The following is a 26,526-nucleotide window of genomic DNA, read 5'->3' on the forward strand; positions in this document are numbered from 1 at the left end:
TCGGCCCGCGAGGTGCAATGTCGATATCGTCCGTGCAGCCCGATCCCGCGATGATCGGTGGAATTCCCAAGGCTCCCTTCGTCTTGATGTCCAATCTGACGCGCCTTTTCAGGGATCGCGCCCAGCGTTTCGAGGTGCTGGCGGAAAGCAGCCGCCTTGCTCCCTACTTACACTTCCTTGCAGGCACAGCAGTAATCCAGAGTGACCTCCTTTCCAGCCTGCCGCCGCTGGAGCCGATTTCCGCAGAACAGCGCGAGCGGGCGCGCGACAATGCGATGCCGCCAATCGATCGCTCGGCCATGGGCGCTTCCGCCGAGTGCCGGGACACGGTCCGACAGTTCCTTGCGCGGGTGGAGCAACTGGAAATGCCAAAGGCCGCGGCCGAAGCGCTTGCCCAGATCATTGCCGCCGACGACGAGACGCTGGCGTGGATGATTGACAATATCGCTGCGGACAATCTGCCGCTCGATAGCCTTGCGCACCATCTTTTCGTTGCGGCGGCCGTGCAGATCCATGCGGCACGCCTGGTCGCGGGGCTCGATCCTGGTCGCCTCGTGCCGGTCAGCACCGGCGTCTGTCCGGCCTGCGGCGGCAAGCCCGTCGCTTCGCTCGTGGTCGGTTTCCACGGCGCTGAGGGAACCCGCTATGCCATGTGTGCCTGCTGCTCGACCAAATGGAACGAGGTCCGGGTAAAATGTCTCTCCTGCGGCTCGACGAAGGGTATCGGATACCGTGCCGTCGAAACCGGGGACGAGGAGGCCACGGTCAAGGCAGAGGTTTGCGACAGCTGCCATAGCTGGACGAAGATCATGTACCAGAACAGGAACCCGGCGCTCGATGCCGTGGCCGACGATGTCGGCAGTCTCGGCCTCGACGCGCTGATGAAGGATACCGGATACAAACGCGCCGGCTTCAATCCATTCCTGGTGGGGTATTGACGGAATGGGCGGGCTTGCCGAACTCCGCACCCTGCCGTCCGTCGACCAGATGTTGAAGGCGCCGGCCGTCGCGCCGCTTGTCGAGCGGCATGGTCGTGTCGTCGTGACCGAAGAGCTGCGCCTCGTGCTCGGCGAAATCCGCGAGACGGTTCGCAGTGGCGGCTTGATCCCCGATGCGGACGGCGTCATTGCCTCGCTTGTGAGCCGGCTCGACTATCGGGATCGCTCCAATCTGCGCCCGCTCTTCAATCTCACCGGCACCGTGCTGCACACCAATCTCGGTCGTGCCCTCCTGGCCGAGGAGGCGATTGTCGCCGCCGTCGATGCGATGCGAGAGGCGGCGGCACTGGAGTTCGATCTCGACACCGGCCGGCGCGGCGAGCGCGACAGCCACCTGCGCGATTTGCTTTGCGAGCTGACGGGCGCCGAGGACGCGACGGTCGTCAACAACAATGCCGCCGCCGTGCTGATCGCGCTGGGCACGGTTGGTGGCGGACGGCAGGCGATCGTCTCCCGTGGCGAACTGATCGAGATCGGCGGTGCGTTCCGCATGCCCGATATCATGGAACGTGCAGGTGTGGCGCTCATCGAGGTCGGCACCACGAACCGCACTCATGCCGGGGATTATCGTCGGGCGATTGGCCCCGAAACGGCGCTCATCCTCAAGGTGCACACGTCGAATTACCGGATCGAGGGGTTCACGGCCGAGGTCTCCGGCGCCGAACTTGCTGCGATCGCGCACGAAGCCGGTCTGGTTCTTCTGAACGATCTCGGCTCCGGGACGCTCGTCGATCTCCGGCGCTATGGCCTTGGCAAGGAGCCGACCGTTCGCGAAGCCGTGGCCGAAGGTGCAGATCTCGTTACATTTTCGGGCGACAAACTGCTGGGCGGCCCGCAGGCCGGCTTTATCGTCGGCCGCCGCGATCTGATCGCCGCGATCAACCGCAATCCGTTGAAGCGGGCCTTGCGGGTCGACAAGATCCGCATCGCGGCGACGGCCGCGACGTTGAAGCTATACCGCGACCCGGATCGGCTCGCAGCGCGGCTGCCCACCCTTCGCATGCTGGCGCGTCCGCAACACGAGATCCGCGCGCAGGCGGAACGGCTCGCGCCCGAGGTGGCGAGACTTCTTGCCCCGAGCGGACATCGGGTGGAAATCTGCCACTGTTCGAGCCAGATCGGTTCGGGCGCGCTGCCGGTCGACACGATCCAAAGCGCCGGCCTCCGGATCGAGGCTGCAAGCGGCAGCGCGCTCGAAGCGCTCGCGGCGCTTTTCCGTTCGCTTTCGCGCCCGATATTGGGGCGTCTGCAGGACGGGGCGCTCATCCTCGATCTTCGCTGTCTTTCCGACGAGAGCGAGTTCCTGAAAAGCCTCTCCGAGGGCGTCGGACATGCACTGGCTTGACCGTTTGACAGGGCGTATGCCCGAGGCGGCGTCGGACGCCGATGAGATGACACAAGCCCTGACTGCCGCCCGGAACGGCGACTATGAGACCGCCCTGCGCCTATGGGAGCCCCTGGCGCAATCCGGCGTCGCGCGGGCACAGAACAATATCGGCGCCTGTTTTGCCGAGGGGCTCGGCGTGCCGCAGGATCGGGCCCTGGCGGGCAAATGGCTGCGGCTGGCGGCCGAAGCGGGCGATCCCGTCGGCGAGCGCAACTATGCAGCCTTCCACATGCAGGACGCGGATGGCGATTATAGTATTGCCGCCGACTACTATCGCCGCGCCGCCGAGAAGGGCGATGCGCCGGCACAGGACATGCTGAGCTGGATGCTTTTAGAAGGCGAAATCATGCCGTCCGATCCGGTCGAGGCGCGCCACTGGGCGGAACGTGCCGCTGAAGCGGGCATTGCTTCGTCGATGACCCGGCTCGGCATGCTCTATCACAACGCTTCGGGTGTCGATCGCGATCCGGAGAGGGCCGTCGATTGGTGGCGCCGCGGCGCCATGGCCGGCGATGCCGACGCGCAGGCGATGCTTGGCGCCGCCTGTCACATGGGCGCCGGCACGGCCCGCGACGGCGTCGCGGCACTCGTCTGGCTGATCCGCGCGACCAATGGGGGCAGTGCCCTGGCGCAACCTTTCATCGGCCCGGTGCGCCAGAGCTTGTCGCCCGGCGAGATCGGCATCGCCGAGAGGCGCGCGCTTGAGCCCCCGGCGGAGGCGCGACCATGATCGTCGGAACCGCCGGTCATATCGACCACGGCAAGACCAGTCTGGTGAAAGCCTTGACCGGCGTCGATACCGATCGCCTCAAGGAGGAGAAGGCACGCGGCATCACCATCGATCTCGGCTTTGCCTATGCGAAATTTGCCGAAGCGGTCACCGGCTTTGTCGATGTGCCGGGCCATGAGCGTTTCATCCATACGATGCTCGCCGGTGCCGGCGGCATCGACTTCGCCCTCCTCGTCGTTGCGGCGGATGACGGCATCAAGCCGCAGACGCTCGAACACCTGGCCATTCTCGATCTGCTCGGCATCGAAAGGGGATTGGTCGCGATCACCAAGGCCGATCTTGCCGATGCGGAGCGGTTGCTGGGGCTCAGTGTCGAGATCGGCAATATGCTTTCGGCAACGGGCCTTCGCACCGCCGAAATCCTTCCCGTGTCCGCCGCCACGGGCCTCGGTATCGCCGATCTCAGAGACCGCCTGGCCGAGGCCGAAAGGGCAACCGTGAAAGCAAATGCGGCGGGCCGGTTTCGGTTTTCGGTCGATCGCAGCTTCATTCTCTCGGGCGCCGGAACGGTGGTGACGGGAACGGTCCTTTCCGGTTCGGTTGCGGTCGGCGACAACGTAATGATTTCGCCATCCGGACAAGGGGCGCGCGTGCGCTCGATCCATGCCCAGGACCAGCGGTCGGAACGCGGGGTCGCGGGTCAACGCTGCGCGCTCAATCTGGTGGGAGACGGCATCTCCAAGGACAAGGTCGGCCGCGGCGACATGGTGCTCGATCCCTATCTGCATGCGCCGACCACACGCATCGATGCGGGCCTGTTTGTGCTCAAGGGTGAGCCGAAGCCGATCAGCGAGTGGTTTTCCGCGCGCCTGCATCATGGCAGTGCTGAAGTCGGGGTCCGTATTGTGCCGCTTGAAAACCCTGTAGGTCCCGGCGAGCGGGCGAAGGTCCAGCTTGTTCTCGATCGGCCGATCGCCGCCGCGGTCGGTGATCGCTACATCCTGCGCGACGTTTCCGCCCGGCGCACCATCGGAGGCGGGCGGCTTCTCGATCTGCGTGCGCCATTGCGCAAGCGCCGGACACCCGAGCGGATAGCCTATCTCGATGCGGCAGGCGTTGCGGAAACGGGCCCGGCCCTTGCCGCGCATCTGGAAGCGCCGCCCTATATCGTCGATCTCGATGCCTTCGCGCGCAATAGGGCCGTATCGGAGGAGGAGCTACGCGAGGCCGTCGAGTTATCCCACGCCATCGTGATCGAGGCCGGGCATGTGCGCCATGCCTTGTCTGTGTCGCTGTTGGACGACCTGTCGAAGGACGTCGGACGAATTCTCGCCGATTTCCATGTCGAAAATCCGGATCTGCAAGGCATCGGCCGAGAGCGCCTGCGCCTGCAGGTGACGCCGCGATTGCCGATGCCTGCCGTTCTCTTCCTGCTCAGGCAGGAACAGGCCGCCGGACGCCTCGTACTCGAGGGCGCCTTCGTTCGCCTGCCGGGCCATGAGGTTCGTTTAAGCGAGAGCGAGGAGGCGTTACTTGGCAAAATCTTGCCGCATCTCGAAGGAGAGGAGCGCTTTCGCCCGCCGCGCGTGCGCGACCTTGCAGACGTGCTCGGCGTCGACGAGCGGGAGATCCGGCGCGTGCTCAAACTATGGGCGAGGCTCGGACGTGTCGATGAGATCCGGCACGATCATTTCTTCATCCGTTCCACCACCGCAGAAATGGTTGAAATCATAAGGGATATCGCGGGCAAGGCCGAACGGGGCGAATTTGCCGCCGGTCTCTTTCGGGATCGCGTGAACAGCGGTAGAAAGGTGGCGATCGAGATCCTGGAGTTCTTCGATCGCCAGGGAGTGACGCTTCGGCGCGGCGACATCCGGCGCGTCAATCCCCACAGGCTCGACCTTTATGACGGAGCCACGCCCGAGGCGAAGCAAGGAAGAGATTCGTCCCCGGTGGGGCGTCCGGACTTCAAATCCGGGTGGGGCAGCGAGGCTGTCTTGGGTGGGTTCGACTCCCATTCTCTTCCGCCATCGGGAGATCGCTGATGGCTTATGCGCCCTGCAGCACCGACTTCGATGACTGGATCGTTTCCACCTATGGCGAGGCTGGCGCTTTCACCATGCTCTTCGTCCTGCTGGCGATCGGCGAGACCCGTTTAGACCTCCTGCGCTCGGCCTATCTTCACGTCGTCGGCGACGACACCCGATGGCAGGATATGGACGCTCTTTTCGCCGGCGCCGGCGTCAAGTGGTCCGGCGTCGTGTTTTACCGCGCCGGCCCGGAGGGTCTTGTCGAAGACCATGTCGCCAGGGGACGGCTTGCCTCTCTGGTTCGCAATCTCAACGAGGACCGCTCACTGATCCGCGAGGGCGAGTTCTTCAATGTCGACGGATTGCGGCTGTCGATTGAGGAGATCAAGCCCCATTGATCTCCAGTCTCGGTCTTGTCCCGTTCGGCAATAGCGGTTCACGGCCTTTGTGCTGAAGGCTGAGTGCAATCATGCGCAGGCTAGCAACCGTTTTTCTTGATATCCTCGGGCGTCATTGCGAGATCGAGGCCACGCGCGGTCGGTGGTTGCCATGTCGGGGAGTCCTCGGACGCGCCTTGCGGATTTGTACCGATAAGGGCGCCGCCTGTTCCGCCGGTCCAGCCGGTCGAGCCGGCGTTGCCGGGTGCTGTACCATCCGCGCTCAAACGGTCGGGCTCCGTCGCCGGGTCCGCCTTCCCGGCGGTCGCATCGCATCCGGTGTTGGCATCGTTCTCCTGCGAATGTGCAGGGACAGTCATGCCCAGACAGGCGAGGAAGAGAGCGGTGGCAAGGGCAAATCGGGGATCGCGCATGGCATTCTCCTTCAGCGTTGCTCTACCAACGGGATGCTGCGGCCGGTTGTTCCATCTCCCCTTTTCACTCAGGCGCGAACCTCCACCTGCACGGGGCCAGGTTGCGTGTAGCCGACGATGCTGGCGAGCGGGTAGCCAGCGTCCCGGATCGTCTTGACCAGACTGTCAGCGCTGGCGGCATCGCAGGCCACCAGAAGTCCGCCTGATGTTTGCGGGTCGGCGAGCAAAAGACGCTGCCAGTCCGCCATACCATCGGGCAATTTGATCTCGCTGCTATAACTCGCCCAGTTGCGCTCCGACGCGCCGGTGATGAAGCCTTCTCGGGAAAGCGTTTCGGCCTGCGACAGGAACGGAATGTTCGCGAGGGAGAGCGACACGGTCAAGCCGGACGCGCGGGCCATTTCGAGCCCATGACCGAGAATACCGAAGCCGGTGACATCCGTCAGCGCATGCACATGCGGATCGGCGGCAAGCTCGGACCCGATCCGGTTGAGAAGGGTCGTCGAGGCGATCATCTCCTCATAACAAGCCCGCGGCAGCGCCTTCTTCTTGAAGGCGGAGGAATAGATGCCGACGCCAAGGCCCTTGGTGAGGATCAAGGCATCCCCCGGCTTCGCGCCGCTATTGCGCCGCACCTGTTCCGGGCGACAGATGCCGATGACGGCAAGGCCGTAGATGGGTTCGACCGAATCGATCGAATGCCCGCCTGCCACAGGGATGCCGGCCTGCGCGCAGATCGAGGCGCCGCCTTCGAGGATCTTGCCGATCGTCTCGGGGGAAAGCTTGTTGATCGGCATCCCAAGGATCGCAAGCGCCAGGATCGGCTTGCCGCCCATGGCGTAGATGTCGGAGATCGCGTTCGTTGCGGCGATGCGCCCGAAATCATGCGGGTCATCGACCACAGGCATGAAAAAATCGGTGGTGGCGATGATGCAGGTGTGGTCGTCGACCTGCCAGACCGCCGCGTCGTCCGCCATCTCGTTGCCGACGAGAAGCTGGGAGAAGGGCTGCATGGCCGGCTGATTGGCGAGAAGCCGCTGCAGAACCGAGGGCGCAAGCTTGCAGCCGCATCCTCCGCCATGGGCAAGCTCAGTCAGACGGGGTTCAAGAGATGTCATGTGTGCTCCCGCGTAAAAGATTTTGCCCGTTCGACCGCGTGGTCTCGCCGGCAACCGATAGTTGGCAAGTTAGGACGATGTCGTGCGGGAGCAAGGCCGCTTCGATGCTTCTGCGAGATATGGCCGTCCGGAGCGGCAGGGTGACCGCGTCCCCGGTCGCTGCGACGGTTTGACCCGCCGAATCGACGCCTGCTGCGTGCGGGATTGTCGTGATCTGCCATGACAAGTTGTTGTATCCCTTTCGGTGTTGCGCCATGTGTACAACTGTCGATCAGCCGTCAGCCGAGCGGGGAAGTAACCTCGCGGGCAATTGGAGTCATGATTTTGTTTTCAAGAGTTTTTCTGCCTGCCCTTGCCGTCCTCGCCGTTTCAGGCGTGCCCGCAGCCTTTGCATCCGAAGATGTCGCGGCCTTTTATGACGGCGCCCTCTGCAACCCGCCCTACACGATGCAATCGGCAACCGAGTTCTATGACGCCGCCGAGAAGCTGGTGAAACCCGATACGTCGCTGCTGACGGCCTATGTCTACAAGCTGCCGTCCGACATCGGGCGCGATGGCTTTAAGACGAATGAGGTTATCTTCGCCGGCAGCTCCGTCGGCGTGCTGATCGAAGGCGCGCGTGCGGACGAATTGGCGGCCCGCTACCAGCTGGAGCGCGAAAAAAGCAGCATTCTCGGCACGTCCACCAAGGGCTATGCACGGGTTCTGCCCGATGCCGAACAGCCGACAGCGGAGATGGGCATCGTGTCGATCGTTGCCCGCGAAAGCGAAGCCATTCCCGGCAAGACCTTGCTCGCCTGCGAGTTCGTTTCGCATGCGGATCTGGAGGCGCTCAAGAATCTTGAAGGCGGCAACTAGGACGAAGCGATACGCCCGGCCGACAGGGCCGTCCGGGCGCATTCCGGGATGCGGGCGAAGTCACAAAGATCGCCTGCGTCCCGTCTGACGTGTACGGCAAGAGCATGTTAGGCTGATCGCATTTTCAACAATGCGAGGCGCGACGCGCCCGAAGGGAGACCATGTCCGGCTCGGATGGCAGTATGTTCGACTATCTCGGGATACTGGCCGTATTTCTGCTCGTTGCCGCCAACGGCTTTTTTGTTGCGGCCGAATTCTCGCTGGTTTCCGTCCGCCGCAGCCGCGTGACCGAATTGGTGGCACAGGGGCGAATGAACGCCAGTGCGCTCCAGCATGCCGTCGACAATCTCGACGCCAACCTGGCCGCCACTCAGCTCGGCATTACCATATCGTCGCTGGCGCTCGGCTGGGTGGGCGAGCCCGCTCTGGCGCATCTGATCCAGCCGCTGTTGAGCGGCCTGCCGATGGCATGGGCCTCGTTCGGTTCGCATGCGATCGCGGTCGCGATTTCGTTCATCATCATCACCGCGCTTCATATCGTGCTCGGAGAACTGGCGCCGAAGAGCCTGGCGCTGCAGCGCAGCGAGGGAACGGCCCTTGCGGTCGTGCGTCCGCTCGGATTTTTCCTGTTTCTGTTGCGTCCGGCGATTCTGGCTCTCAACGGCCTCGGCAATCTCGTGCTTCGACTGGTCGGTCTGCGGCCCGGCACCGGCGAGGCGTCGATGCATTCGCCCACCGAACTGAAGCTGCTTGTCGCCCAAAGCCAGGAGGCCGGTCTCCTCGATGTTGCCCAGCAGGAACTGGTCGAACGGATCTTCAACATCGGCGACCGCCGGATTTCCGATTTCATGACCCCGCGCATGGAAATCGACTGGATCGATGCAGACGACACGCGGGAGGAAATCCTGCGCACCGTCAGGGATTGTCACCATGAGCAGTTGCTCATCGGCCGAGGCGGCATCGACTATCCCTTGGGCATGGTGCTGAAGAAGGATCTGCTCGATCAATTGCTCGACGGCCAGACGCTCGATCCGATGAAGGCGATGCGAGAGCCGCTGGTGCTGCACGAATCGGCGCGCGTCTTCCGTGTCCTCGAAACCTTCAAGACCGCGCCCGTCCGTCTGGCGATCATCGTCGACGAATATGGCAGCCTCGAAGGCATCATCACCCAGACCGACCTGTTGGAGGCGATTGCAGGCGACCTGCCGGATACGGAGGCGAGCGATCCTGACATCGTCACCCGCGCGGATGGTTCGCTGCTGATTGAAGGGCTGATGTCGGCGCACGACGCTTTTGAGCGGCTCGGCATTCATGACCGGCCGGAGGGCGATTTTCACACCATTGCCGGCTTTGCACTGCAGATCCTCGGCCATCTTCCGCATGTCGGCGAAACCTTCGACTTCCAGGACTGGCGCTTCGAAATCATCGACATGGACGGCATGCGCATCGACAAGCTCTTGGCGTCGCGCCAGGAGTGATACCACTGCATGTTTCCCTAAATCCTTCGATTTAGGGATAAAAACATGCAGCAATTCAAAGTGCTACAGCGACCTTTGCGCGTCTAATAAGACGCGCGGCGCTGTAGGTCCCGCTGCTGCGGAACTCGTCTCCTGGTCGGCCAGGCGATGTGAAGGCCATGTCAGAGCGTCGCCAACGCGCGGTTGGACAGGGCGCCGCCATAGGCCTCGCGAATGGCTACCTTGTTTTCCAGGGCAATCACGATCTCTTCGGCGAAATCGATCGCATGCAGGGCCCGAATGGATTGCAGACCACCGGGTGTGAAGACATTGATCTCCAGGATCTTGTCGCCGACGATATCCAGGCCCACCAGGAACATGCCGTCGTCGATCAGTTTGGGCCTCAGCTTTTCAGCAATCGCCAGTATGGCCGGGGTAATGGTTGCCGCCTGGGCGGTGCCGCTCGCGTGGATGTTGGACCGCACCTCGCCCTTGGCCGGAACCCGTCGAAAAGCGGCATAGACGTCGTCGCGAACGAGCGGGCGGCCGTTCATCAGGAAAAGCCGGATATCGCCTGCCGTGGCTTCTGGCAGGTAGCTCTGGGCAATGAGATAGCCGATCTCGCTGACGGCCTCGAAGATCTGGTTGAGGTTGGCTTCCTCGCTCGACTTTATCTTGAAGACATTCCTGCCGCCTGAGCCCTGCAAGGGCTTGAGGATGACGCCGTCGCGATGATCGTCGATGAACGCGCGGATCTCTTCGATGTTCTTCGAAATCAGCGTCGTCGGGCGCACGGCCCGGGGGAAATCCTGAAAGTAAAGCTTGTTCTGCGCAAGCGACAGACCGGAGGGATCGTTGACGACGATCGCGCCGCGCTCCGAGGCGAGGCGCCCGAAGTTGGCGCCGACATTGGCGGCCCACGGCCGGCCTTCCGCATCTTCGGACGGGTCGTTGCGCAGAAACAGCACATCGATCTCGCTGATGTCGACGACGCTCATCTTCGCATCGTCGGCTTTCAAAGCCGAAATGAACGTTTCCGGCTTTTTCGGCTTCGTACCGTTGAGGCTGCGCGCCCGGATCATCAGCTTGTCGTCGGGCCGCAGGATGAAATCCGCCGGGGTGACGTAGCAGATTTCATGCCCGCGGGAGAGGGCGGCAAGCGCCAGCGCCGTCGTCGTGTAGGACGCTGTCTCGGAGTCTATCGAGTTGACGAAGAAGGCTATGCGCATCGGATCTCCTACTCTGCGACCATGTCGAGCGGGGTTATTCCCCCACGCGCCCGGTCCAGCCGGGCACGTGCATGGGCGTCATCCAGAAATATAGGGCGCACCGCCGGCGCACCCAGCAAGCCGCGCAAGCTCAACTCTTGCATGGCTGCGAAATGTGAGGCGGCGATCTTGCCCATCCAGAAGGGTTCAAGACTGCCGCCTGCGGCCAGATGGGCAAGCAGCTGAAGAAGCCCGCGCAGATAGATCGCGTCCTTCGCCAACCCGCCTCCGCGATAGATCCGCAGGACGATGTTGAAGGCGTCATCAGGCTGAAACCAATGCTGATCGACGAGCAGCCGATAGGTCTCCGGGAAAAGCGCACCGTTCAACATCGCCGCGCAGGCAATCACGCGCGCCGCAATCAGCCGCAGGCGCCCCAGCGTCATGCCGCCGCTCAAATATTCGGCAAACACGGCAAGCCCTTCCTGCATGCCCTCGTAGCCTGCGAGGCCCGAGCGGAAGAGCCGCAGCCCCTGCGCCGAGCCGTTGAAATAGGTCAGCAGGTGCACGCCGATTTCGTGATTGAGCAGGGCCTCGACGCGGTGCCGGCTCATGGCCGTGCTGCGCGAAATCAACAGCTGGCTCCTCGACACCAGCAATCCGGCGGGAATGTCGTCGCGCAGCTCCACCGAGGCGGTGAAATCGGCATATTGCCGCTTATAGGCCGAAACCATCGTTTGCGCCCGGTTGCGAACGTAGTCGCAATCCACATTGTCAGCCGCCGGTTTTTGTCCGGGCTTGCCGGTCCGCTTTTGTGTCTGCACCAGGATATCGGTGGCGACGTCGAGGAGTTTAGCCTCCACCGGACCATAGAGCGCCCGGCCGAATTCGACGAATGTGCGGCTCTCGCGGGCCGAGATCATCGAAAGCTGCAGGTCGAGCTCCTGTTGTTTCTGGCGATAGAGCGCGTAGAGCAACGGGTCCTCGAGATGCTCGAAGCTGATCGAAAAAAGCTTCTTCTTTGCGGCCTCGACTTCAAGTGTCAGCGGCCGATAGAGCAGCCGCGGGCCGACTTCGTATCGGCTCGAAACAAACTCCGCCCAGGCCGCATCGGCGTTGATCGGCGTTACCGCCAGGAGGAAATCGAAACTTGAGGCAATCTCGTCTATGGCGCGGTCGGTGCGGGCCACCGTCTCGACGAAGGTTTTACGGCCGAAGGCCCGGTGCGTCGAAACGCGCGTGTCCGTCGCGCATTGGGTCGCTGCCGCCAGCGCCTTGAGACCGGCATCGAAGATGTTGGCAATCAGGCGTTCTCTTAGTTCCGGGTAGATCCGTCGCGTGCCCGGCTCGCGATAGATCGGCGCAAATCGCACACTGATGTGGGGGAACGCCGTCAGCGCTTTGCCGTTGGCGTCTTGCGGCGGTGGCGACAGCAGGTCCATGTGGGCGGTGCGAAATTTGCCTTCGATCGTGCTGACGGAGCCGAGGAAGGCTTTCGCGGCGGCCTCAGCAGCCGGGTCCTCGCCAGCGGTGACTTCGATCGTGAAAGGCGGCAGATAGGGCGCGTCCTTGGCGGGCGCCTCGTCCCGTTCGAGTTCGCCATATTCGAGCACGAAGAAAGCGCCGAGACGCTGTCGAAGCGCGCTTCCGACTGCCTCGATGACAGCGGCAGCCGCCGCGGCGTCGGGTGCCATCAGGTAGGAGGCGTTGGACTGGGTGATCTCGCGTGCCACGACGGCTTGCTTCGCCTCGGCGATAAACACGCAGAGAAAGGGCAGCGGTCGGTCGATGTGCAGGCGCCCGCCCTCGGCAAATTCGCGCCGCACCGCTTTGCCGGCCTCAAGGCAGGCGATCACCTCGCCGAGCCACACATCATCTGGTGCCCGGTGCCCGGCTTCCTGATGATCCCGGGCGCTGTGATCCCTTGGCGTCGCTGCGCTCTTCATCGGCGCGCATCCAGCGCCTTGACGAGATCAGGCACAGTCGATGCCACTAGCGCGCGCAATGCCTCCAGCACCTCGAAATCCGGCTCGCCGGTCCATTCGTCCATGAAGAATTTCTTGAACTCGATGGCGATCGCGCAGCCCGTCTGCGGAAAGTACTCATGGATGAAACGCGTTTGTTCGCCGCGCCCCTGAAACGCGACATTCTCGCGAACGTCGAAACGCCTGCCCTGAAATTCGAAGCGGTGAAAGGTGTCGAGCAGTGTCGCGAGCACATCGGCCCAACGGTCGCGGTTCATCGAATGGGTGCCGATGTTGATCTCGGGCGCACCTTCGGGATCAGAGGGTGTGGCGGTCGACCCACCGCGCCGATGATTGTAGCTGTGCACATCCAGAACGACGAAGCTGCCATGCCGCCGCTCGATCGACAGCAGCATCGATCGCAGCATGCGATAATATTCGTCATGCAAGACGAGTGAGCCCTCGTGAAGTTCATGAGGAAGCGCGTCTCGCCAGACTGTAAGCCCCCAGGCCTGTAAGGGGTCGACATATACCGCGCCGTCGCGGGCACGGTTGAGATCGACCTCGAAGCGCGAGCGATGCACGATCACCCGGTTCACCAAGTCCTGAATGATAAAGGCGGTGTAGGGATCCTCTTCCCGCAGGCGCTCTTCATCGGCAAGGGCTATCAGCGACCGCAGATCGGCGCGCAGGCCGTGCCCGTCGTGTATCGCCGTAGCGACGACGGGACTGTCGCCGCGATGCACGGTCCACCAGCTGTCTTCATCGAAGTCCTGTCGTTTATCACCTGTTCGATCAAGCATATTCGGGTCCCGTTCCTCCCTCGTCGATGGACCTGTGGTCTGGCTACAATTCGCGAGAGAACGGTTCGGTTCCAAACGCTGCGCAATTCGCATCGGGACGAGAGGTGCAGGGAGCATGCCGATGGCGGTCACACTGGGACGGTCGCGGCTCGTTGCGTCTTGGCTGCTGCACGGGCGACGGAACCAATGCGCCTCCGCCGCATTTTCCCAACACGTTACAACGCATTAGGGAAGGTGGAGCCATGCTTGGAACCATTCTGCTTATCGTATTGATTCTGCTGCTGATCGGTGCGTTTCCGAGCTGGCCGCATTCGACCAACTGGGGCTATGGCCCATCGGGCATACTCGGCGTTCTGGTCGTCGTTCTCTTGATCCTCCTGCTCCTGGGACGGATCTGACGGTGGCGTAAATCTTGTCACCCGCGTCGATGGAACCCGACCTCATCTACGTGACCGACGCCGATCCGGGCATAAGGCGCTACCGGAAGGGAAAGCGCTTCAGCTATCGCCTTCCGGACGGCTCGACCCTCAAGGATCCGGACACCCGAGCGCGTATTGCAGCGCTCGGCCTGCCACCCGCCTATGAGCGTGTCTGGATCTGTTCCAAGCAGAACGGCCACCTGCAGGCGACCGGCTTCGATGCGCGCGGGCGAAAGCAGTACCGCTACCATGATGCCTGGCAGGAAATGCGCAATCACGCCAAGTTCGATCAGTTGATCGACTTCGCCACTGCCCTGCCGAAAATTCGCCGGACCCTTCGCCGCCATATGGATGGGCCGCTTGACGATGCTCGCACCGTGCTCGCCGCCCTTTCGACACTGCTCGATCAGGCGAGCCTGCGCGTCGGCAACGCCACCTATGTCGAGGAAAACGGCACCTATGGCGCAACGACGCTTTTGAAACGGCATCTCAAGCTGCGCGATGAGGGCATCGAGCTTCGCTTCATGGGCAAGGGCGGCAAGCGTGTCGTTCGCCGGCTGCGTAGTCCGCGGCTGCAACGGTTGCTCGAAGATATTGCCGACCTGCCCGGACGCCAGCTTTTCGTCAGCAGGGACGCGAACGGTGATCTGCATCCGATCGATTCCGGTCGGCTCAATCGCTATCTCGCCGACATCTCCGGTGCACCGATCTCGGCCAAGACATTTCGCACCTGGGCGGGAAGCGTCGCCGCTTTTACCGAGGCGCGCCTGGCGCTGGCGGAGGAGCGGCGCCCCTCGGTCAAGCGGATGTGCGAGGCGGCGGCCGACGTGTTGCACAACACCCCAGCTGTCTGCCGCAAGAGCTATGTTCACCCTGATATCATCGCCCTTGCCGATAGGGAGGGCAAAATCAACCTGCGGCGGCTTGAGGCACGGCCAAGGCAAAGCAACCTGTTGCGTGCCGAGGAGGATCGCCTGCTGCGGTTCCTCCAATACGCCGCGCGCGCGAAGAGGCGTGCGACCTGAGTTGGGTCGTGATCATTTGCCGGCCAGCAGGCCCTCAACTGTGCGGATGAGGTCCCGGCTGTTGAACGGCTTGGAAAGGCGGGGAAGGTTGCGATACTGCTCGGGAAGGTCGGAGGCGGCGTAGCCGGTCAGCAACAGCACCGGAACGCCGCGGGCCAGCAGCTCGTCTGCCACGGGATAGACGAACTCACCGTTGAGATTGACATCGAGCGTCGCTGCCTGCGGTGTCTCCCGCTTTGCCGCGGCGATCGAACTGCGCAGGCTGGTGAAGGGGCCGATAACATCGAAACCCGCGGCCTGCAGGTCGTCCTGGATCTGTATCGCCAGCAGATACTCGTCCTCGACAACAAAGACGCTCCGTTGTCCGCCATTCATCGTTCAGCACCTGCGGCGTAGGGCATGTGGATCGTGTACCTCAAACCGCTCTTTGCAAAATCCAGTTCGACGTCGGCGCCGAGGTCGGAGCCGACGACGCGTTCCAGCAGCAGCCGGCCAAAACCGTTTCTGGAAGGCGGGGCGACTACGGGACCACCGGTTTCACACCAGTCGATGTGAAGCGCCTTGTTGGCCCGATCCAGGCTCCAGCTGACGTCGACATGCCCGCTTTCCACCGAAAGCGCGCCATGCTTGGCGGCGTTGGTTGCGAGCTCATGGGCCGCCATGCCAAGGGCCAGAGCGTGCCGTGGCGAGAGCATGATCGCCGGTCCGCCGAAGGAGACGTTGCCGGCGTTTTCGTTCTTGTAGGGCGCAAGCTCATCGCAAAGGATCGTTTCCAGCGAAACGCCGGCCCAGGTTGCTTCCGCGAGCCGGGTATGCGTCTGGGCGAGAGCCCGGATGCGCGCATGAAACGATTGCTCGGCCTCCTTGCGGTCGGGGGTCATGGCGAAGGACTGGCGGGCGATCGAGGTGACGGTCGCGAGCGTGTTCTTGACACGGTGGCTGAGTTCGGCAACCAGCAGATTGCGCTGCGCCTCGGCGTCCTTGCGTTCGGTAATGTCCATGCAGACGCCGGCGAGGCGCAGCGAGGAGGGTCCTGCGCCTTGCAGAAAACGGCCGAACGCCTCCAGCCAGCGAATGGATCCATCGGGGCGGCGGATGCGATAGGATGTGTGGTAGTCCTCGCGCCTTTCGATGGCGGATTGGATCTCAAGCTCGACCATGGCGAGATCATCAGGGTGGATGTCCGCCTTGAAGTCGTCGAGCGTGCCGCCGAAACTGCCCGGCTCTAGCCCGTGAAGTGCTTCGAGGCCCGGCGACCAGATCACCTTGCCGGTGTCGAAGTTCCATTCCCAAGCCCCCATCCGGCCGGCTTCGAGCGCCATCTGCAGCCGCCGCTCGCCATCGCGCATCGCCTGTTCGGTCTCCTTGCGCTCGGTGATATCGACGAAAGCGGCAACTGCGCCTTGCGGTATGCCCCAGGCGTCGATCAGCGGCGTGGCATTGCCTAGCAGATGCCGGGACGTGCCGTCGTCAAAGCGGATCTCCTGTTCGAAGCTGCGCACCTCTTCGCCGCGTGCCGCCCGCTGGACCGGCAATTCGTCCGGCGAAAGCAACCTGTCTTGCGAATAGACCTTGAAGTGCGCGGGCCGTTCGCCGGGCGGTGCCGAGAGGGAGGGATTGCTCTCAGGCGGCAGCCGCAGCAGCTCGAACGAGCTTCTGTTGCCGCTGATGACCCGACAATCTGGGGTCCTGGCAATCCAGATCGGCGCCGGGACCGCTTCCATGAGCGCGAGCACCTCCGTCGCCCTGGCGCGCTCCTTTGCCTCGTTGTGCCGCAGCAGATCTTCGGCCCGCCGTCTCGCCTCTTCGGTCCGGATGCGCTGCACGCTGAAGCTCAGCTGGCGGGCGATGGTCTGAGCGAGGTCGACCTCGGAAGCGGCGAAGTGATGCGTCGTGTCGTAGTAGGTCATGAACTTGCCGATCAGTCGGCCTGCCGAGACCAGCGGAATGAAGCCGAGAGCGCCGATGCCTTCGGTTCGAACGGCTGCGCGCAACTCATCCGAGATGTCGGCCAGGCCAATATCTTCGATGAAGATCGGGTTGGGATCCTGCGCCTCCGCGCTCCATGGCGTGTGGCCGTCGACGGCGAGGCGATAGCGTTCCGAAAGTCCGCGGGAGGCGACAAAACGCATGGTGCCGGTCTCGTCGATGAGCAGGATCGATGCCCGGCTGCAGCGCAGCGCCGATTGAATGGCGTCGAGCGCAGCCTCATAGACGGCGGCGATCGACCGCGCACGGTGCACTCGCTCGGTAAACTGATAGAGCGAAGCCTGCTCGCGCAGGCGCTCGGAAAGCACCAGCTCGGCTGCCTTGCGTTCGCTGATATCGCGGGCAATCTTCGAAGCGCCGACGACACGCCCCTCGTTATCGAGGATCGGCGATATCGTCAGCGATATGTCGATGAGGGTGCCATCCTTGCGTTGCCGTCTCGTTTCATAGTGATCGACGCGTTCGCCTTTGCGGATCCGGTCTAGGATTTGCATTTCCTCGTCTTCATGGCCCTTCGGAATGAGGCGCATGATCGGGGTTCCCACCATCTCCTGCACGCTGTATCCGAACAGTGCCTCGGCGCCCCTGTTCCAGCTGGTGACGACGCCGTTCAGGTCCTTGCTGACAATGGCATCATCAGAGGATTCGACGATCGATGCGAGATGGCGGGCGGAAAGCTCGGCAATCCGGCGGCTTTCGCTTTGTTTTTGGCTGTCGGCAAGCAGTCGAGCGTTGTCGATGGCGATGGCCGCTTGGGCGGCGATGGCAACGACGATGTCCTCGGAATCGTGGGTGAAGACACCCGGTGCGTCATGGCCGAAGAACAATCCCCCGAGCACGGCCCCGGAGCGGGCGATCACCGGAACGGCGAGGTAGCTGACAACGGGCAGATGCCCCGGCGGCATGCCGAGATGCGGCTCGCTCAACCCGTAGCGCGGGTCTTTGCGGATATCGTCGCTGCGCACGACCCTTTCGCCGTTGAAGGTCGGCGCGAACACTGCCGTCTTGCGCGGCGGGCCGAATTTTTCGAACGCTTCCCGCGGTGCGCCGGACAGGGTGAAGAGTTGAAAATGCTCACCGGTCTCGTCGACGACATTGTAGAAGAACGCACCGAATTTCGCGCCGCTGAGTTCCGTGGCGCTGTCGGTCACGGTCTGGACGATATGCTCGATATCGAGGTCGCTGGCTAAAAGCCTGGAGATGCGATCGAGCGCCTGAATGCGGTCGGTCTTGGCGCGCAGTTCCTCTTCCGCCGCCTTGCGCTTGCCGATGTCGATGAGGACATTGACGGCGCCGATCATCTCGCCTTCGGCATCGAAGATCGGTGTCGGGTAAGGAACCACCGCCACCATTGTCCCATCGGGACGCGCGACGATCAATTCCTCGCCACGAACGGCGCGTTTGCTGAGGAGCGCCTCGGCCATCGGGCATTGATCGGTCGGCAGCACCGTGCCGTCAGGTCGATGCAGGCGCCAGCAGACGCACCAGCGGTCCGCATTGAGGCGTGGTTCGCGTCCCGCCAACTCCGCCGCAGCGCGATTGAAATAGGTGACGACCCCGGCCGCATCCGTGGTGTAGATCGCGATCGGAAGGCTGTCGAGGACAGCTCTCGATTCGATCGTCTGCGATCCCGCTGCTCCCGCCAGCGCTGCCGCCAATGCTTCTGCGCCGCTCATAATTCCCTCCGCAAGCGCTTGCTAACGCAGGGCAACGCGGCGCGATGGGATTTTGTTCCGCTTGCATTCTGTCCAACCCGGCTCGGTGATCACGCCCCAGCCTCAAATCCGGAGGCCTTTACCGGCTCGAAGTGGCGGCGCCGAGGATCAGCCGATTGATGAAATCCAGCTTCTGGATAACCGGCTGCGACAGGACGAAGGGATAGCTGTCGGGCTGGCCCATCGACCGCTGGATGGCGTTGAGCGCAACGCTGAGCGGCACCCACGCCTCGACAAGCACGCCTGCGCTCGGCTCCCGATAGGGATCGAAGGGGATTTCGGCCTCGAGCGTATCATGCCCGATCGGATCGAGGACCATGCCGAAGGCGCGCCCGGTCTCCAAGGCGTCGACGATGTGGAAGAGATGGGCCCAGCACTCGGCGAAATCCTCTGACGGATGGGCACTCGCATAGGGGCTGATGAACCGTTCCTGCCAGTCGTCGGGAGGGCCTTGATAGTAGTGGCGTTGCAGTGCTGCCGCATAGTCCTGTGTCTCATCGCCGAACAGTGCGCGCGCCTCGATCCTTGTCGCCTCGTCAGCGACGAGTTTCTGCCAGTAGAAGTGACCGATCTCGTGGCGAAAGTGCCCGAGCAGCGAGCGGTAAGGCTCGTTCATCGATACTCGCACGCTTTCGCGAACGACGTCCTCCGCCTCGGAGGCGCGCAGACTGATCATTCCATTCTTGTGGCCCGTTCGGGCAGGTACGGTGTTGCCGTAGGTATCGACGGTGTCGGCGAGGAATTCGAACGCCAGCCCGTTCTGCGGATCCTGCTCGCGGGTGGGATGCGGCAGCCGCCAGCGCAACAACGAATAGAACAGATGACGCTGTGCCAGGCCTATTCTGCGCCAGCGCTCAAGGCCGACGCCGTCGATTGTCGGCACGATGGTGTTGTGACGACAGGCGACGCAGTAGCGATCGGGCTGATCGGCCGGCACCAGCCAATGGCAGACATCGATGACGGCATTGTCGCAGAAGCGAAAGGTCCGCGATCCGCCGCCGTGGACCTGCCACAGTCCGTCGTCGAGTGGCACCAGCGCGTGCATCGCCACATCGCCTGGATCGAACCCGAGGGTCGATCCACAGCGCATGCAGCTGCGGTTTTCAAAATGGATCGTCTGACCGCAGGCGCTACACTGGAAGAGCCGCATTCTTTCTCCTTGCAGGGGTTCTCCGGTCTTCGAAAGATGCTCTCACGTACAACTTTTGCGTGCTTTCATGGCGGCATCCAGGGCCTGCCGCGACGGGCCATATTTCTCAAACAAGGGCCGGGCTTCGAGCGGCGGCAGATCATAGGCGCGGATGAATTCGGTCAGATCATAGATCTTGCTCCAGCCGTATACCACGTCTCTTTGAGCCACGGGCCGGTTCTCTTGCACGGGTCTTCCCATCGTTGTCGGATTTCTCCCTGGGGTCATGATGCGGCCACTGTTGCGGCCACGCCAACAACCCGGCTGGCCTGACAAAGTTCCATTTCCGTCGTGCTCTCAGAAAAAAACCCCGCCGGAGCGGGGTTTCTGAAATCGTTGAACGGTCAGAGCTGACGTCCATACCATTCGTCGATATCGCGGCGAGCGCGGTCCTTTTCGATGCCGTAGCGTTCCTGGATCTTGCCTTCGAGCTGATCCCGCTTGCCGGCGATCTGATCGAGGTCGTCGTCGGTGAGCTTGCCCCACTGTTCCTTGACCTTGCCCTTGAACTGCTTCCAGTTGCCTTCAACACGATTCCAATCCATCTGCGAATCTCCTGACGTTGTGGTTGCACTGATAGGCAAACGCCTCGTGTCGGCTTTGGTTCATTCATGGCGGCAAAAAGTTCGGGACGGCGATGACGCCGCACGCGCCCGGGTCGCACTTCGCTCTCGCCTTTCTCATCCAGCGCTACAGATAGAAAACGAGGAACCGTCAGCGCCTCCCGGCGCCTTGTGGAGGAGTGTTCCCATGAATGAGCCGTTCGTGGCTTTCGATCTCGGCAGGATGATGATCGGCGACGAGCCGCCGCTTTTCCTGCTCGAGATCGCGCTGAGGACGCTGATCATCTACGCCTACACCCTGTTCCTGATCCGATGGATCGGCAGCCGGTCGATCGGCCAGCTCTCGCTGGTGGAGTTCCTGCTGGTGATCGCGCTTGGCTCTGCGGTTGGCGATGCGATGTTCTATCCCGACGTCCCGCTCGTCCATTGCATCGTCGTCATCACCGTGGTCGTGCTGCTGGACAAGTCGTTGAGCTACATCGTTGCTCGCAACCGAAAGCTCGAGGACGTGATCGAGGGCGTCAGCGTCGAGGTGGTGCGCGATGGCGCAATCCTCTGGAAGGCGCTGAAGCGGCTGAACGTTGGCCACGACGAGCTGTTCGAGCAGCTCCGCCTGAAGCAGGTGCGGCATCTCGGACAGGTGCGGGCCGCCTATTTCGAAACCAACGGGCTGCTGTCGGTTTTCACCTTCGATGAGCCGTCGACCAGGCAGGGGCTGTTGATCGAGCCGCCCTGGGACATCAGCAAGCCGACGCAGTTCCGGTCCGGATCCGCCGTTCGTGAGAAACGCCGTCTTGCCTGCGTGCAGTGCGCCGAAATCCTCAAGCTTTCTCCGGGCGAAATGGTGCCGCCTTGTCCACGCTGCGGGGCGGAGCTCTGGCACGAGATCCATTAGCGTGTGTTGCTTGTGCGGCGGCGGATGTGGCAGAAATTAGGATCGCCGAGCTTGAGGTTTGCTCGCAATCGGGAAGGACAAGTGCATTGAAGGTCATGGGACTTATCGGCGGCATGAGTTGGGAAAGCTCTGCCCAATACTATCGTATCGTCAATCAGGAAGTCCGGGCGCGCCTGGGCGGCGTGCACTCGGCCAAGAGCCTGATGTGGTCGATGGATTTCGGTGAGATCGAGCGGTTGCAGCATATTGGCGACTGGTCGGCCCTGACGGGCGAAATGACCGATGCGGCCCGCCGCCTTGAAGCCGGCGGCGCGGATTTCCTGGTGATCTGCACCAACACCATGCACCGGATGGCCGATGCCATATCCGCAGCCGTCTCCATTCCGCTCTTGCATATTGCCGACCCGACGGCGGAGAAGATCAAGGCGCTCGGCCTCAGCCGCGTCGGATTGCTCGGCACGGCCTTCACCATGGAGCAGGATTTCTACAAGGGGCGGCTGATCGAACGGCATGGGCTGGACGTTCTGGTGCCCGGCGAAGAGGACCGGAAAACCGTCCACGACATTATCTACAAGGAGCTCGTGGTCGGCCGTGTCGAGGACGCGTCGCGCGACGCCTACCGTCAGGTCATTCAGCGACTGGTGGAACGCGGCGCCCAGGCGATCATCATGGGCTGCACCGAGATCATGCTGTTGATCTCCCAAGCCGACAGCCCCGTTCCGGTTTTCGACACCACCGAACTCCATGCGCTTGCGGCGGTCGATCGCGCTCTCGCCTGAATTGATGTCCTCTTGTCCACGGCCGGACAGTCCTGCCCGGCCGTAGCGCTCGAAGCGGTGGGTCGAGATACCCGGCGGCCGGCGGAGATATCAGCCGTTGCGGAAGGTGTAGCCGTAGCCGTTGAGCGCTGGGGCGCCGCCGAGGTGGGCATAAAGAACCTTTGATCCCTCGGGAAAATAGCCCTTGCGAACGAGATCGATCATGCCCTGCATCGATTTGCCTTCATAGACGGGGTCGGTGATCATGCCCTCGAGGCGGGCGCAAAGCCGGATCGCCGCCTTGGTCTCGTCGGAGGGCACGCCGTAGACCGGATAGGCATAATCCTCGAGCAGCACCACGTCCTCTTCGGTGAGATCGGTGCCGAGCTCGACCAACTCGGCGGTCCTGCGGGCAATGTCGAGAACCTGTGCTTTTGTCTGCGCCGGGGTGAACGAGGCGTCGATGCCGATGACCTGCCGCTGGCGGCCGTCCTTGGCAAAGCCCACCAGCATGCCGGCATGGGTCGAGCCGGTGACGGTGCAGACGACGATGTAGTCGAACTTGAAGCCAAGCTCTTCCTCCTGCGCACGCACCTCCTCGGCAAAGCCGACATAGCCCAGCCCACCGAACTTGTGCACGGAGGCGCCAGCGGGGATGGCGTAGGGTTTGCCGCCACGCGCTTTCACGTCCTCGATCGCAGCCTCCCAGCTTTGGCGGATGCCGATGTCGAAACCTTCATCGACCATCTGGACCTCGGCGCCCATGATACGGCTGAGCATGATGTTGCCGACGCGGTCGTAGACGGCGTCCTCGTGCGGCACCCAGCTCTCCTGCACCAACCGGCATTTGAACCCGATCTTGGCGGCAACGGCGGCGATCATGCGCGTGTGGTTCGATTGAACGCCTCCGATCGACACCAGCGTATCGGCTCCGGAGCTGAGCGCATCCGGAATGATATATTCCAGCTTGCGCAGCTTGTTGCCGCCGAAGGCGAGGCCGGAATTGCAGTCGTCTCTCTTGGCGTAGATCTCGACCTGACCGCCCAGATGGCCCGAGAGCCGGTCGAGTTTCTCGATATGCGTCGGCCCGAAGGTGAGCGGGTAACGTTCGAATTTTTCCAGCATGTTGTTCCCTTCCTTCTGTTTTGAAAGTCAGGAAACGCTACCACCCATCACGTGGAAGGTGCTCTCTAATATCATGCAAAGATTTTGCATTTGCCCCGGCAGATTGCATAAGATCACAGATTGCATCCGCATATCACGACAAACAAGGAAGATTCTTCCATGCAAGGTGAACTCGATCGTATCGATCTCAAGATGCTGCGCCTGCTGCAGAAGAACGGCCGGCTGACCAATGCGGAGCTGGCGCAAATGGTCGATGTCGGTGCTGCGACATGCCAGCGACGGACCCAGAGGCTGTTCGAGGAAGGTTACATCAGCAATGTGCGTGCGCTTGTGGCGCCGCAGAAGGTCGATCGCGGCGCGCTGGTCATGGTCGGCGTGGTGCTCGATCGCTCGACGCCGGAGAGTTTTCGCGAATTTGAAAAGGCGGTCGAGAAGCTGAAGTTCATCCTCGACTGTCATCTCGTTGCCGGCGACTTCGACTACTTCTTGAAAATTCGCGTGGGTGACATGGCCGATTTCAATCGGATCCACGGGACGCAGCTGATCGCGCTGCCGGGCGTCCGCCAGACAAGGACGTTCTTCGTGATGAAGGAAGTGGTCGACAACGCCGCCCTCGATTTTTGAACGGTCGGCGCGATCGACCCCGGGCTAGGGGCTCCGCTCACCGTTTGTGTGCGACGACCCCGCTCGTCGTTTGTCATGCTGCCTCTATGTCTGTGCGCGAGAAATCGTCACCATTGAAGAGCAATGGCTCGTTGCGCGACTTGGCCAGCGCATAGGAAAAACAGTCCCCAAAATTCAGGCTCGCCGGGTGCCGGCCCTTGCCAAAGTTGCGCCAGGCACGTCTTGCAATAGYAATCTGTTCCGCGTCSACAGCGACGACTTCGACACCCGCTTTGTAGRGCCATAGATCGAGCTCGGCAGCGCCCGCCTCGCCGAGGCGAGCCTCGATCACGATGGACAGTTCAAGAATTGTCGCAGCTGAAATGAAACGCCGCGGAGCGTCGACTACTTTTTGCTCGTAGGTTTNATCTCATCGGCAGAGCGCTTATCCAGCACCGGGAGCTTCGCCCAGCGTTTACGGCTCGCCGCCAGTTCCTCGAGAAGCACTTCGCGATTTCCGGCATTYGCGAGGCGCCGCAGCCGCTCTTCCAGGGCGCGGCGCGTGGCCTGCATTCTCGAGAGGGCAGGGCACATCAACTCGGCCGGCGGTAATCTTCGCAATCTGACGGATAAGGCGCGGCGAGGGGAGTTTTCGCTCGGACCGGTGCTGATGGCTCTATTGCGGGCGAACCCGGTGATTGCTCGAAGCGCCTAGCGAACGGCTCTTTGGAGGGCAGCAACCTGAAGCTTCTCGCTACCCCGGCGAATCTGTCGTAGTCGCTTGCGTTGTCGCCAATAGAGTCATATATTTTGCACAATAAATGAGTTGCTGGATATGGCGGAATGATCATGCCTCAGGTTCTGAAATCTTTAGAGCAAAGCGGTCCCCTGGTCCTGTCCTATATGGATCGCTCGGGAAAGATCGCTGTGGAACGGGTCGCAACCGGCTTCGGCATGTCTAAGAGCCAGTTGGCCGAGACGGCGGGCCTAGCCCGCGAAACGCTGTATAGAAGCGAGCGTAGCCTGGGTGCGAAAACGCAGAGCCGCCTTCGGGAAATGCTGGAGATTATCAGTCGTGTCTCAGATTGGGCCGGTGGTAAGGAGCAAGCAATGGCTTGGTACCGGGCTCAACCTCTACCAGCTTTTGGCGGGCGTACGCCCGAGGCTCTCGTAAAAGACGGCAAGGCCGCGGCGGTGCGAGATTACCTCGATCATATGGCCCTAGGGGGCTTCGCTTGAGGTTTGTGGGCAATTGTTACCGTGCGCACGATCCACGCTGGGCTTTCAAACCGGTTTCAGGAGATGGCGCGGCTATAAGGGGCGCGCGGTTCAACCCAAAAGGCGTGTCGGCTCTCTATCTCGGCCTCAGTGTCATGACGGCGATTAAGGAAGCCAATCAAGGATTTGCTCATCGTATCGACCCCTGCGTACTTTGTTCCTACGATGTCGACTGTGATGACATCGCGGACCTTACTTCTGACGTTGGTCGGGCCGCGAATAGTGTTTCGGTGGAGGAAATGACCTGCAGTTGGGCCACCGCGCTTTCCGAAGGAAGGAGGCCCCCATCCTGGTCGATATACGATCGACTGAAGGCGAGGGGTACGGCAGGCATCATAGTACCCAGTTTTGCGCCTGGCTCCGAAGAGGGAGATCGAAACCTGGTGCTTTGGAACTGGGGCCCCAGCCTGCCGCATAAAGTGCAGGCACATGACCCAAGTGGTCGGCTTCCGAAGGATCAGCTGTCCTGGGATTAGGCGCATCGGCGCAATAAGCGCGTCTGTTCTTGCAGCCATAATACGTCGGCTCTACCGTGCTTACAGCAAAGGTAATCAACCAAGACCCGGAATTTAGGTCCGGTGGGATAGACGCGATATAGCAGGACCGCCGGCTGTTGGCTGCGTTCGGCCAAGACACGGCAGCTCGCATGACTTTCCGTTGACGCCGGAACCGTCTACTAATGTGAGCGCACCAGTGTCATTCGAGCCTATCTGTCCGACAGGACGATGATCAAAAGAGGATACTTTGGCAACCGGTACAGTAAAATGGTTCAACACAACAAAAGGCTTCGGTTTCATCCAGCCGGATGACGGAACTGCTGATGTGTTCGTCCACATTTCCGCGGTGGAGCGAGCTGGTCTACGCGGACTCAACGACGGCCAGTAGATTACCTATGAGCTGGTGAAAGACCGCAAGTCCGGCAAGATGTCGGCGGACAACCTCCAGACCTGAGCCCATTGCGATTCTGCAGCTTACTGCATGCAGTGTTTGTTTTGCTCCAGCGGTGCCTCTGGCCGGACGTCCAGGACCACACGCCTCCGCCGGCATGACCGGCGCTTTCAGGTGATCAGCCGGGCCGCGCGACCTTGTTTTCGCTCAGCGTCGTTTCCACCTCTGCCGGCATGCCATGGCTTTTATCTTCGGCACGCTTAGCCGGGTCCCAGAGGTGATGGGCGATGAATTTCAACAGCAGGCTTTCGGGCGCCGGCCAGGGGAGAGGAGCGCCGGTGGCGAGCTGGCACCAGGCTTCGAGATAGCCGAGGTCGGAGGCCAGCGCCCTCAGCGTATTGGCACCCATGCCTTCGCCGGCGAGGTGTTTCAGCGTCGCGACATCGGCGTCCGTGAGAAGGGCAGCAAGCTGGTCGCGGCGGTCGAACGGCAGGATGGCGTCGAGCGCGTCCAGCTCCTCGGCACGTTTGAGAACCGGATCCCCGCTGATCAACTTGCCTGCCGCTTCCGCCACCGTGGTCTCCCTTAGCTTCCATAGCCCCACGGATTGATGATTACGACACCGGTAGCTTCGAAGTCGGCGACATTGCGGGTCGCCAGTGCGGCGCCGCGTGAGAGGGTTATGGCGGCAATCTGTGCATCGAATTGGCTGATG

At 62.2% G+C, this 26,526-nt stretch carries 25 protein-coding genes, 1 tRNA gene and 6 pseudogenes; 17 read left to right on the forward strand and 15 right to left on the reverse strand.

Going from position 1 to position 26,526, the window contains the following annotated elements:
* The first annotated feature begins 17 nt into the window (after positions 1–17).
* The 6 genes and pseudogenes from fdhE to ASD52_RS07985 all read left to right on the forward strand — a co-directional run bounded on the left by fdhE (position 18) and on the right by ASD52_RS07985 (position 5,543).
* Positions 18–938 (forward strand): formate dehydrogenase accessory protein FdhE, encoded by a 921-nt coding sequence (gene fdhE / locus ASD52_RS07965; protein WP_057223820.1) that lies wholly within the window; start codon positions 18–20, stop codon positions 936–938.
* A gap of 4 nt (positions 939–942) precedes the next feature.
* The gene (selA, locus tag ASD52_RS07970; RefSeq protein WP_057223821.1) at positions 943–2,343 is read left to right on the forward strand and encodes an L-seryl-tRNA(Sec) selenium transferase; all 1,401 of its coding nucleotides are present in this window, start codon (positions 943–945) and stop codon (positions 2,341–2,343) included.
* The gene (locus ASD52_RS07975; protein ID WP_057205920.1) at positions 2,330–3,115 is read left to right on the forward strand and encodes a tetratricopeptide repeat protein; all 786 of its coding nucleotides are present in this window, start codon (positions 2,330–2,332) and stop codon (positions 3,113–3,115) included. The genes selA and ASD52_RS07975 overlap by 14 nt, the downstream gene beginning before the upstream one ends.
* Positions 3,112–4,935: pseudogene (gene selB, locus ASD52_RS07980) on the forward strand (selenocysteine-specific translation elongation factor); the annotation flags it as partial. The gene ASD52_RS07975 and the pseudogene selB, both read left to right, overlap by 4 nt.
* Before the next feature lie 114 nt (positions 4,936–5,049).
* Positions 5,050–5,145, forward strand: a tRNA-Sec gene (locus ASD52_RS38215).
* A gap of 14 nt (positions 5,146–5,159) precedes the next feature.
* Positions 5,160–5,543 carry a hypothetical protein gene (locus ASD52_RS07985; protein ID WP_057223826.1) on the forward strand — a complete coding sequence of 128 codons (384 nt, stop codon included), beginning with the start codon at positions 5,160–5,162 and terminating at the stop codon, positions 5,541–5,543.
* A gap of 80 nt (positions 5,544–5,623) precedes the next feature.
* Here the strand turns inward: ASD52_RS07985 and ASD52_RS07990 are convergent, their stop codons facing one another.
* Positions 5,624–5,956: a hypothetical protein gene (locus tag ASD52_RS07990; RefSeq protein ID WP_025429722.1), complete on the reverse strand. Its 333-nt coding sequence runs from the start codon at positions 5,954–5,956 to the stop codon at positions 5,624–5,626.
* Between the two features lie 68 nt (positions 5,957–6,024).
* Complete coding sequence (gene selD / locus ASD52_RS07995) at positions 6,025–7,074, reverse strand: selenide, water dikinase SelD (RefSeq protein WP_057205926.1); 1,050 nt, start codon at positions 7,072–7,074, stop codon at positions 6,025–6,027.
* Positions 7,075–7,449: 375 nt separating this feature from the next.
* On the opposite strand from selD, the gene ASD52_RS08000 reads away from it, so the two are divergent.
* Together ASD52_RS08000 and ASD52_RS08005 are read left to right on the forward strand one after the other, a co-directional pair.
* On the forward strand, positions 7,450–7,932 hold the full coding sequence (locus tag ASD52_RS08000) for a hypothetical protein (protein ID WP_225968553.1): 483 nt from the start codon (positions 7,450–7,452) through the stop codon (positions 7,930–7,932).
* A gap of 161 nt (positions 7,933–8,093) precedes the next feature.
* Entirely contained in the window at positions 8,094–9,410 is a 1,317-nt protein-coding gene (locus tag ASD52_RS08005; protein WP_057223827.1) for a hemolysin family protein, read from the forward strand.
* 161 nt (positions 9,411–9,571) lie between these two features.
* Here the strand turns inward: ASD52_RS08005 and ASD52_RS08010 are convergent, their stop codons facing one another.
* Genes ASD52_RS08010 through ASD52_RS08020 form a run of 3 tightly spaced genes read right to left on the reverse strand, consistent with a single transcriptional unit; the run spans position 9,572 to position 13,364 of the window.
* Entirely contained in the window at positions 9,572–10,618 is a 1,047-nt protein-coding gene (locus ASD52_RS08010) for a glutathione synthase (protein ID WP_025429726.1), read from the reverse strand.
* 8 nt (positions 10,619–10,626) lie between these two features.
* Positions 10,627–12,543: a flavohemoglobin expression-modulating QEGLA motif protein gene (locus tag ASD52_RS08015; RefSeq protein ID WP_082571755.1), complete on the reverse strand. Its 1,917-nt coding sequence runs from the start codon at positions 12,541–12,543 to the stop codon at positions 10,627–10,629.
* The gene (locus ASD52_RS08020) at positions 12,540–13,364 is read right to left on the reverse strand and encodes an N-formylglutamate amidohydrolase (RefSeq protein ID WP_057205936.1); all 825 of its coding nucleotides are present in this window, start codon (positions 13,362–13,364) and stop codon (positions 12,540–12,542) included. Before ASD52_RS08020 ends, ASD52_RS08015 begins: the two co-directional genes overlap by 4 nt.
* A gap of 242 nt (positions 13,365–13,606) precedes the next feature.
* On the opposite strand from ASD52_RS08020, the gene ASD52_RS37000 reads away from it, so the two are divergent.
* Complete coding sequence (locus ASD52_RS37000; RefSeq protein ID WP_082523479.1) at positions 13,607–13,762, forward strand: DUF3309 family protein; 156 nt, start codon at positions 13,607–13,609, stop codon at positions 13,760–13,762.
* Between the two features lie 29 nt (positions 13,763–13,791).
* Complete coding sequence (locus tag ASD52_RS08025; RefSeq protein WP_082571756.1) at positions 13,792–14,808, forward strand: DNA topoisomerase IB; 1,017 nt, start codon at positions 13,792–13,794, stop codon at positions 14,806–14,808.
* Between the two features lie 12 nt (positions 14,809–14,820).
* Here ASD52_RS08025 and ASD52_RS08030 read toward each other — a convergent pair whose 3' ends face one another.
* From ASD52_RS08030 to ASD52_RS08045, 5 genes are all read right to left on the reverse strand, one after another.
* Positions 14,821–15,183, reverse strand: coding sequence for a response regulator (locus ASD52_RS08030; protein ID WP_057205942.1), 363 nt, complete (start codon positions 15,181–15,183; stop codon positions 14,821–14,823).
* Positions 15,180–18,473, reverse strand: a complete 3,294-nt coding sequence (locus tag ASD52_RS08035) for a PAS domain S-box protein (protein ID WP_057223831.1) — start codon at positions 18,471–18,473, stop codon at positions 15,180–15,182. Before ASD52_RS08035 ends, ASD52_RS08030 begins: the two co-directional genes overlap by 4 nt.
* Positions 18,474–18,591: 118 nt before the next feature.
* The gene (locus ASD52_RS08040) at positions 18,592–19,662 is read right to left on the reverse strand and encodes a putative zinc-binding metallopeptidase (RefSeq protein ID WP_025429732.1); all 1,071 of its coding nucleotides are present in this window, start codon (positions 19,660–19,662) and stop codon (positions 18,592–18,594) included.
* A gap of 42 nt (positions 19,663–19,704) precedes the next feature.
* A complete protein-coding gene (locus ASD52_RS38225) occupies positions 19,705–19,890 on the reverse strand; it encodes a hypothetical protein (RefSeq protein ID WP_128090568.1) in 186 nt (61 codons plus the stop codon).
* A gap of 155 nt (positions 19,891–20,045) precedes the next feature.
* The gene (locus tag ASD52_RS08045; protein ID WP_025429734.1) at positions 20,046–20,246 is read right to left on the reverse strand and encodes a CsbD family protein; all 201 of its coding nucleotides are present in this window, start codon (positions 20,244–20,246) and stop codon (positions 20,046–20,048) included.
* A 205-nt stretch (positions 20,247–20,451) separates the two neighbouring features.
* Between ASD52_RS08045 and ASD52_RS08050 the strand changes: the two genes are divergently transcribed.
* Entirely contained in the window at positions 20,452–21,159 is a 708-nt protein-coding gene (locus ASD52_RS08050; RefSeq protein WP_057223832.1) for a YetF domain-containing protein, read from the forward strand.
* Between the two features lie 86 nt (positions 21,160–21,245).
* A complete protein-coding gene (locus ASD52_RS08055) occupies positions 21,246–21,938 on the forward strand; it encodes an aspartate/glutamate racemase family protein (RefSeq protein ID WP_200951446.1) in 693 nt (230 codons plus the stop codon).
* A 90-nt stretch (positions 21,939–22,028) separates the two neighbouring features.
* Here the strand turns inward: ASD52_RS08055 and ASD52_RS08060 are convergent, their stop codons facing one another.
* Entirely contained in the window at positions 22,029–23,042 is a 1,014-nt protein-coding gene (locus ASD52_RS08060) for a 1-aminocyclopropane-1-carboxylate deaminase (RefSeq protein WP_057223834.1), read from the reverse strand.
* Positions 23,043–23,201: 159 nt separating this feature from the next.
* Between ASD52_RS08060 and ASD52_RS08065 the strand changes: the two genes are divergently transcribed.
* Entirely contained in the window at positions 23,202–23,666 is a 465-nt protein-coding gene (locus ASD52_RS08065) for an Lrp/AsnC ligand binding domain-containing protein (RefSeq protein WP_057223836.1), read from the forward strand.
* A 73-nt stretch (positions 23,667–23,739) separates the two neighbouring features.
* On the opposite strand, the gene ASD52_RS08070 is transcribed toward ASD52_RS08065, so the two are convergent.
* Both ASD52_RS08070 and ASD52_RS39825 read right to left on the reverse strand, forming a co-directional pair.
* A partial coding sequence (locus ASD52_RS08070) for a type II toxin-antitoxin system VapC family toxin (protein ID WP_156612944.1) occupies positions 23,740–24,071 on the reverse strand: 332 nt, incomplete at its 5' end.
* A gap of 1 nt (position 24,072) precedes the next feature.
* A pseudogene (locus ASD52_RS39825) lies at positions 24,073–24,212 on the reverse strand (PSK operon transcription factor); the annotation flags it as partial.
* On the opposite strand from ASD52_RS39825, the pseudogene repC reads away from it, so the two are divergent.
* The 4 genes and pseudogenes from repC to ASD52_RS37015 all read left to right on the forward strand — a co-directional run.
* Positions 24,208–24,360: pseudogene (gene repC, locus ASD52_RS39830) on the forward strand (replication initiation protein RepC); the annotation flags it as partial. The pseudogenes ASD52_RS39825 and repC overlap by 5 nt on opposite strands.
* Before the next feature lie 134 nt (positions 24,361–24,494).
* On the forward strand, positions 24,495–24,884 hold the full coding sequence (locus ASD52_RS08080) for an antitoxin Xre/MbcA/ParS toxin-binding domain-containing protein (RefSeq protein ID WP_025429740.1): 390 nt from the start codon (positions 24,495–24,497) through the stop codon (positions 24,882–24,884).
* Positions 24,881–25,399, forward strand: coding sequence for an RES family NAD+ phosphorylase (locus ASD52_RS37010; RefSeq protein WP_082571758.1), 519 nt, complete (start codon positions 24,881–24,883; stop codon positions 25,397–25,399). The genes ASD52_RS08080 and ASD52_RS37010 overlap by 4 nt, the downstream gene beginning before the upstream one ends.
* 268 nt (positions 25,400–25,667) lie before the next feature.
* A pseudogene (locus ASD52_RS37015) lies at positions 25,668–25,874 on the forward strand (cold-shock protein).
* A 154-nt stretch (positions 25,875–26,028) separates the two neighbouring features.
* Here ASD52_RS37015 and ASD52_RS08085 read toward each other — a convergent pair.
* A pseudogene (locus ASD52_RS08085) lies at positions 26,029–26,385 on the reverse strand (integrase); the annotation flags it as partial.
* 11 nt (positions 26,386–26,396) lie between these two features.
* Positions 26,397–26,526: pseudogene (locus ASD52_RS39835) on the reverse strand (VapC toxin family PIN domain ribonuclease); the annotation flags it as partial.

Origin of the sequence: Ensifer sp. Root142, from assembly GCF_001426785.1 — a bacterium.
In the GTDB taxonomy this organism is placed as follows: domain Bacteria; phylum Pseudomonadota; class Alphaproteobacteria; order Rhizobiales; family Rhizobiaceae; genus Ensifer; species Ensifer canadensis.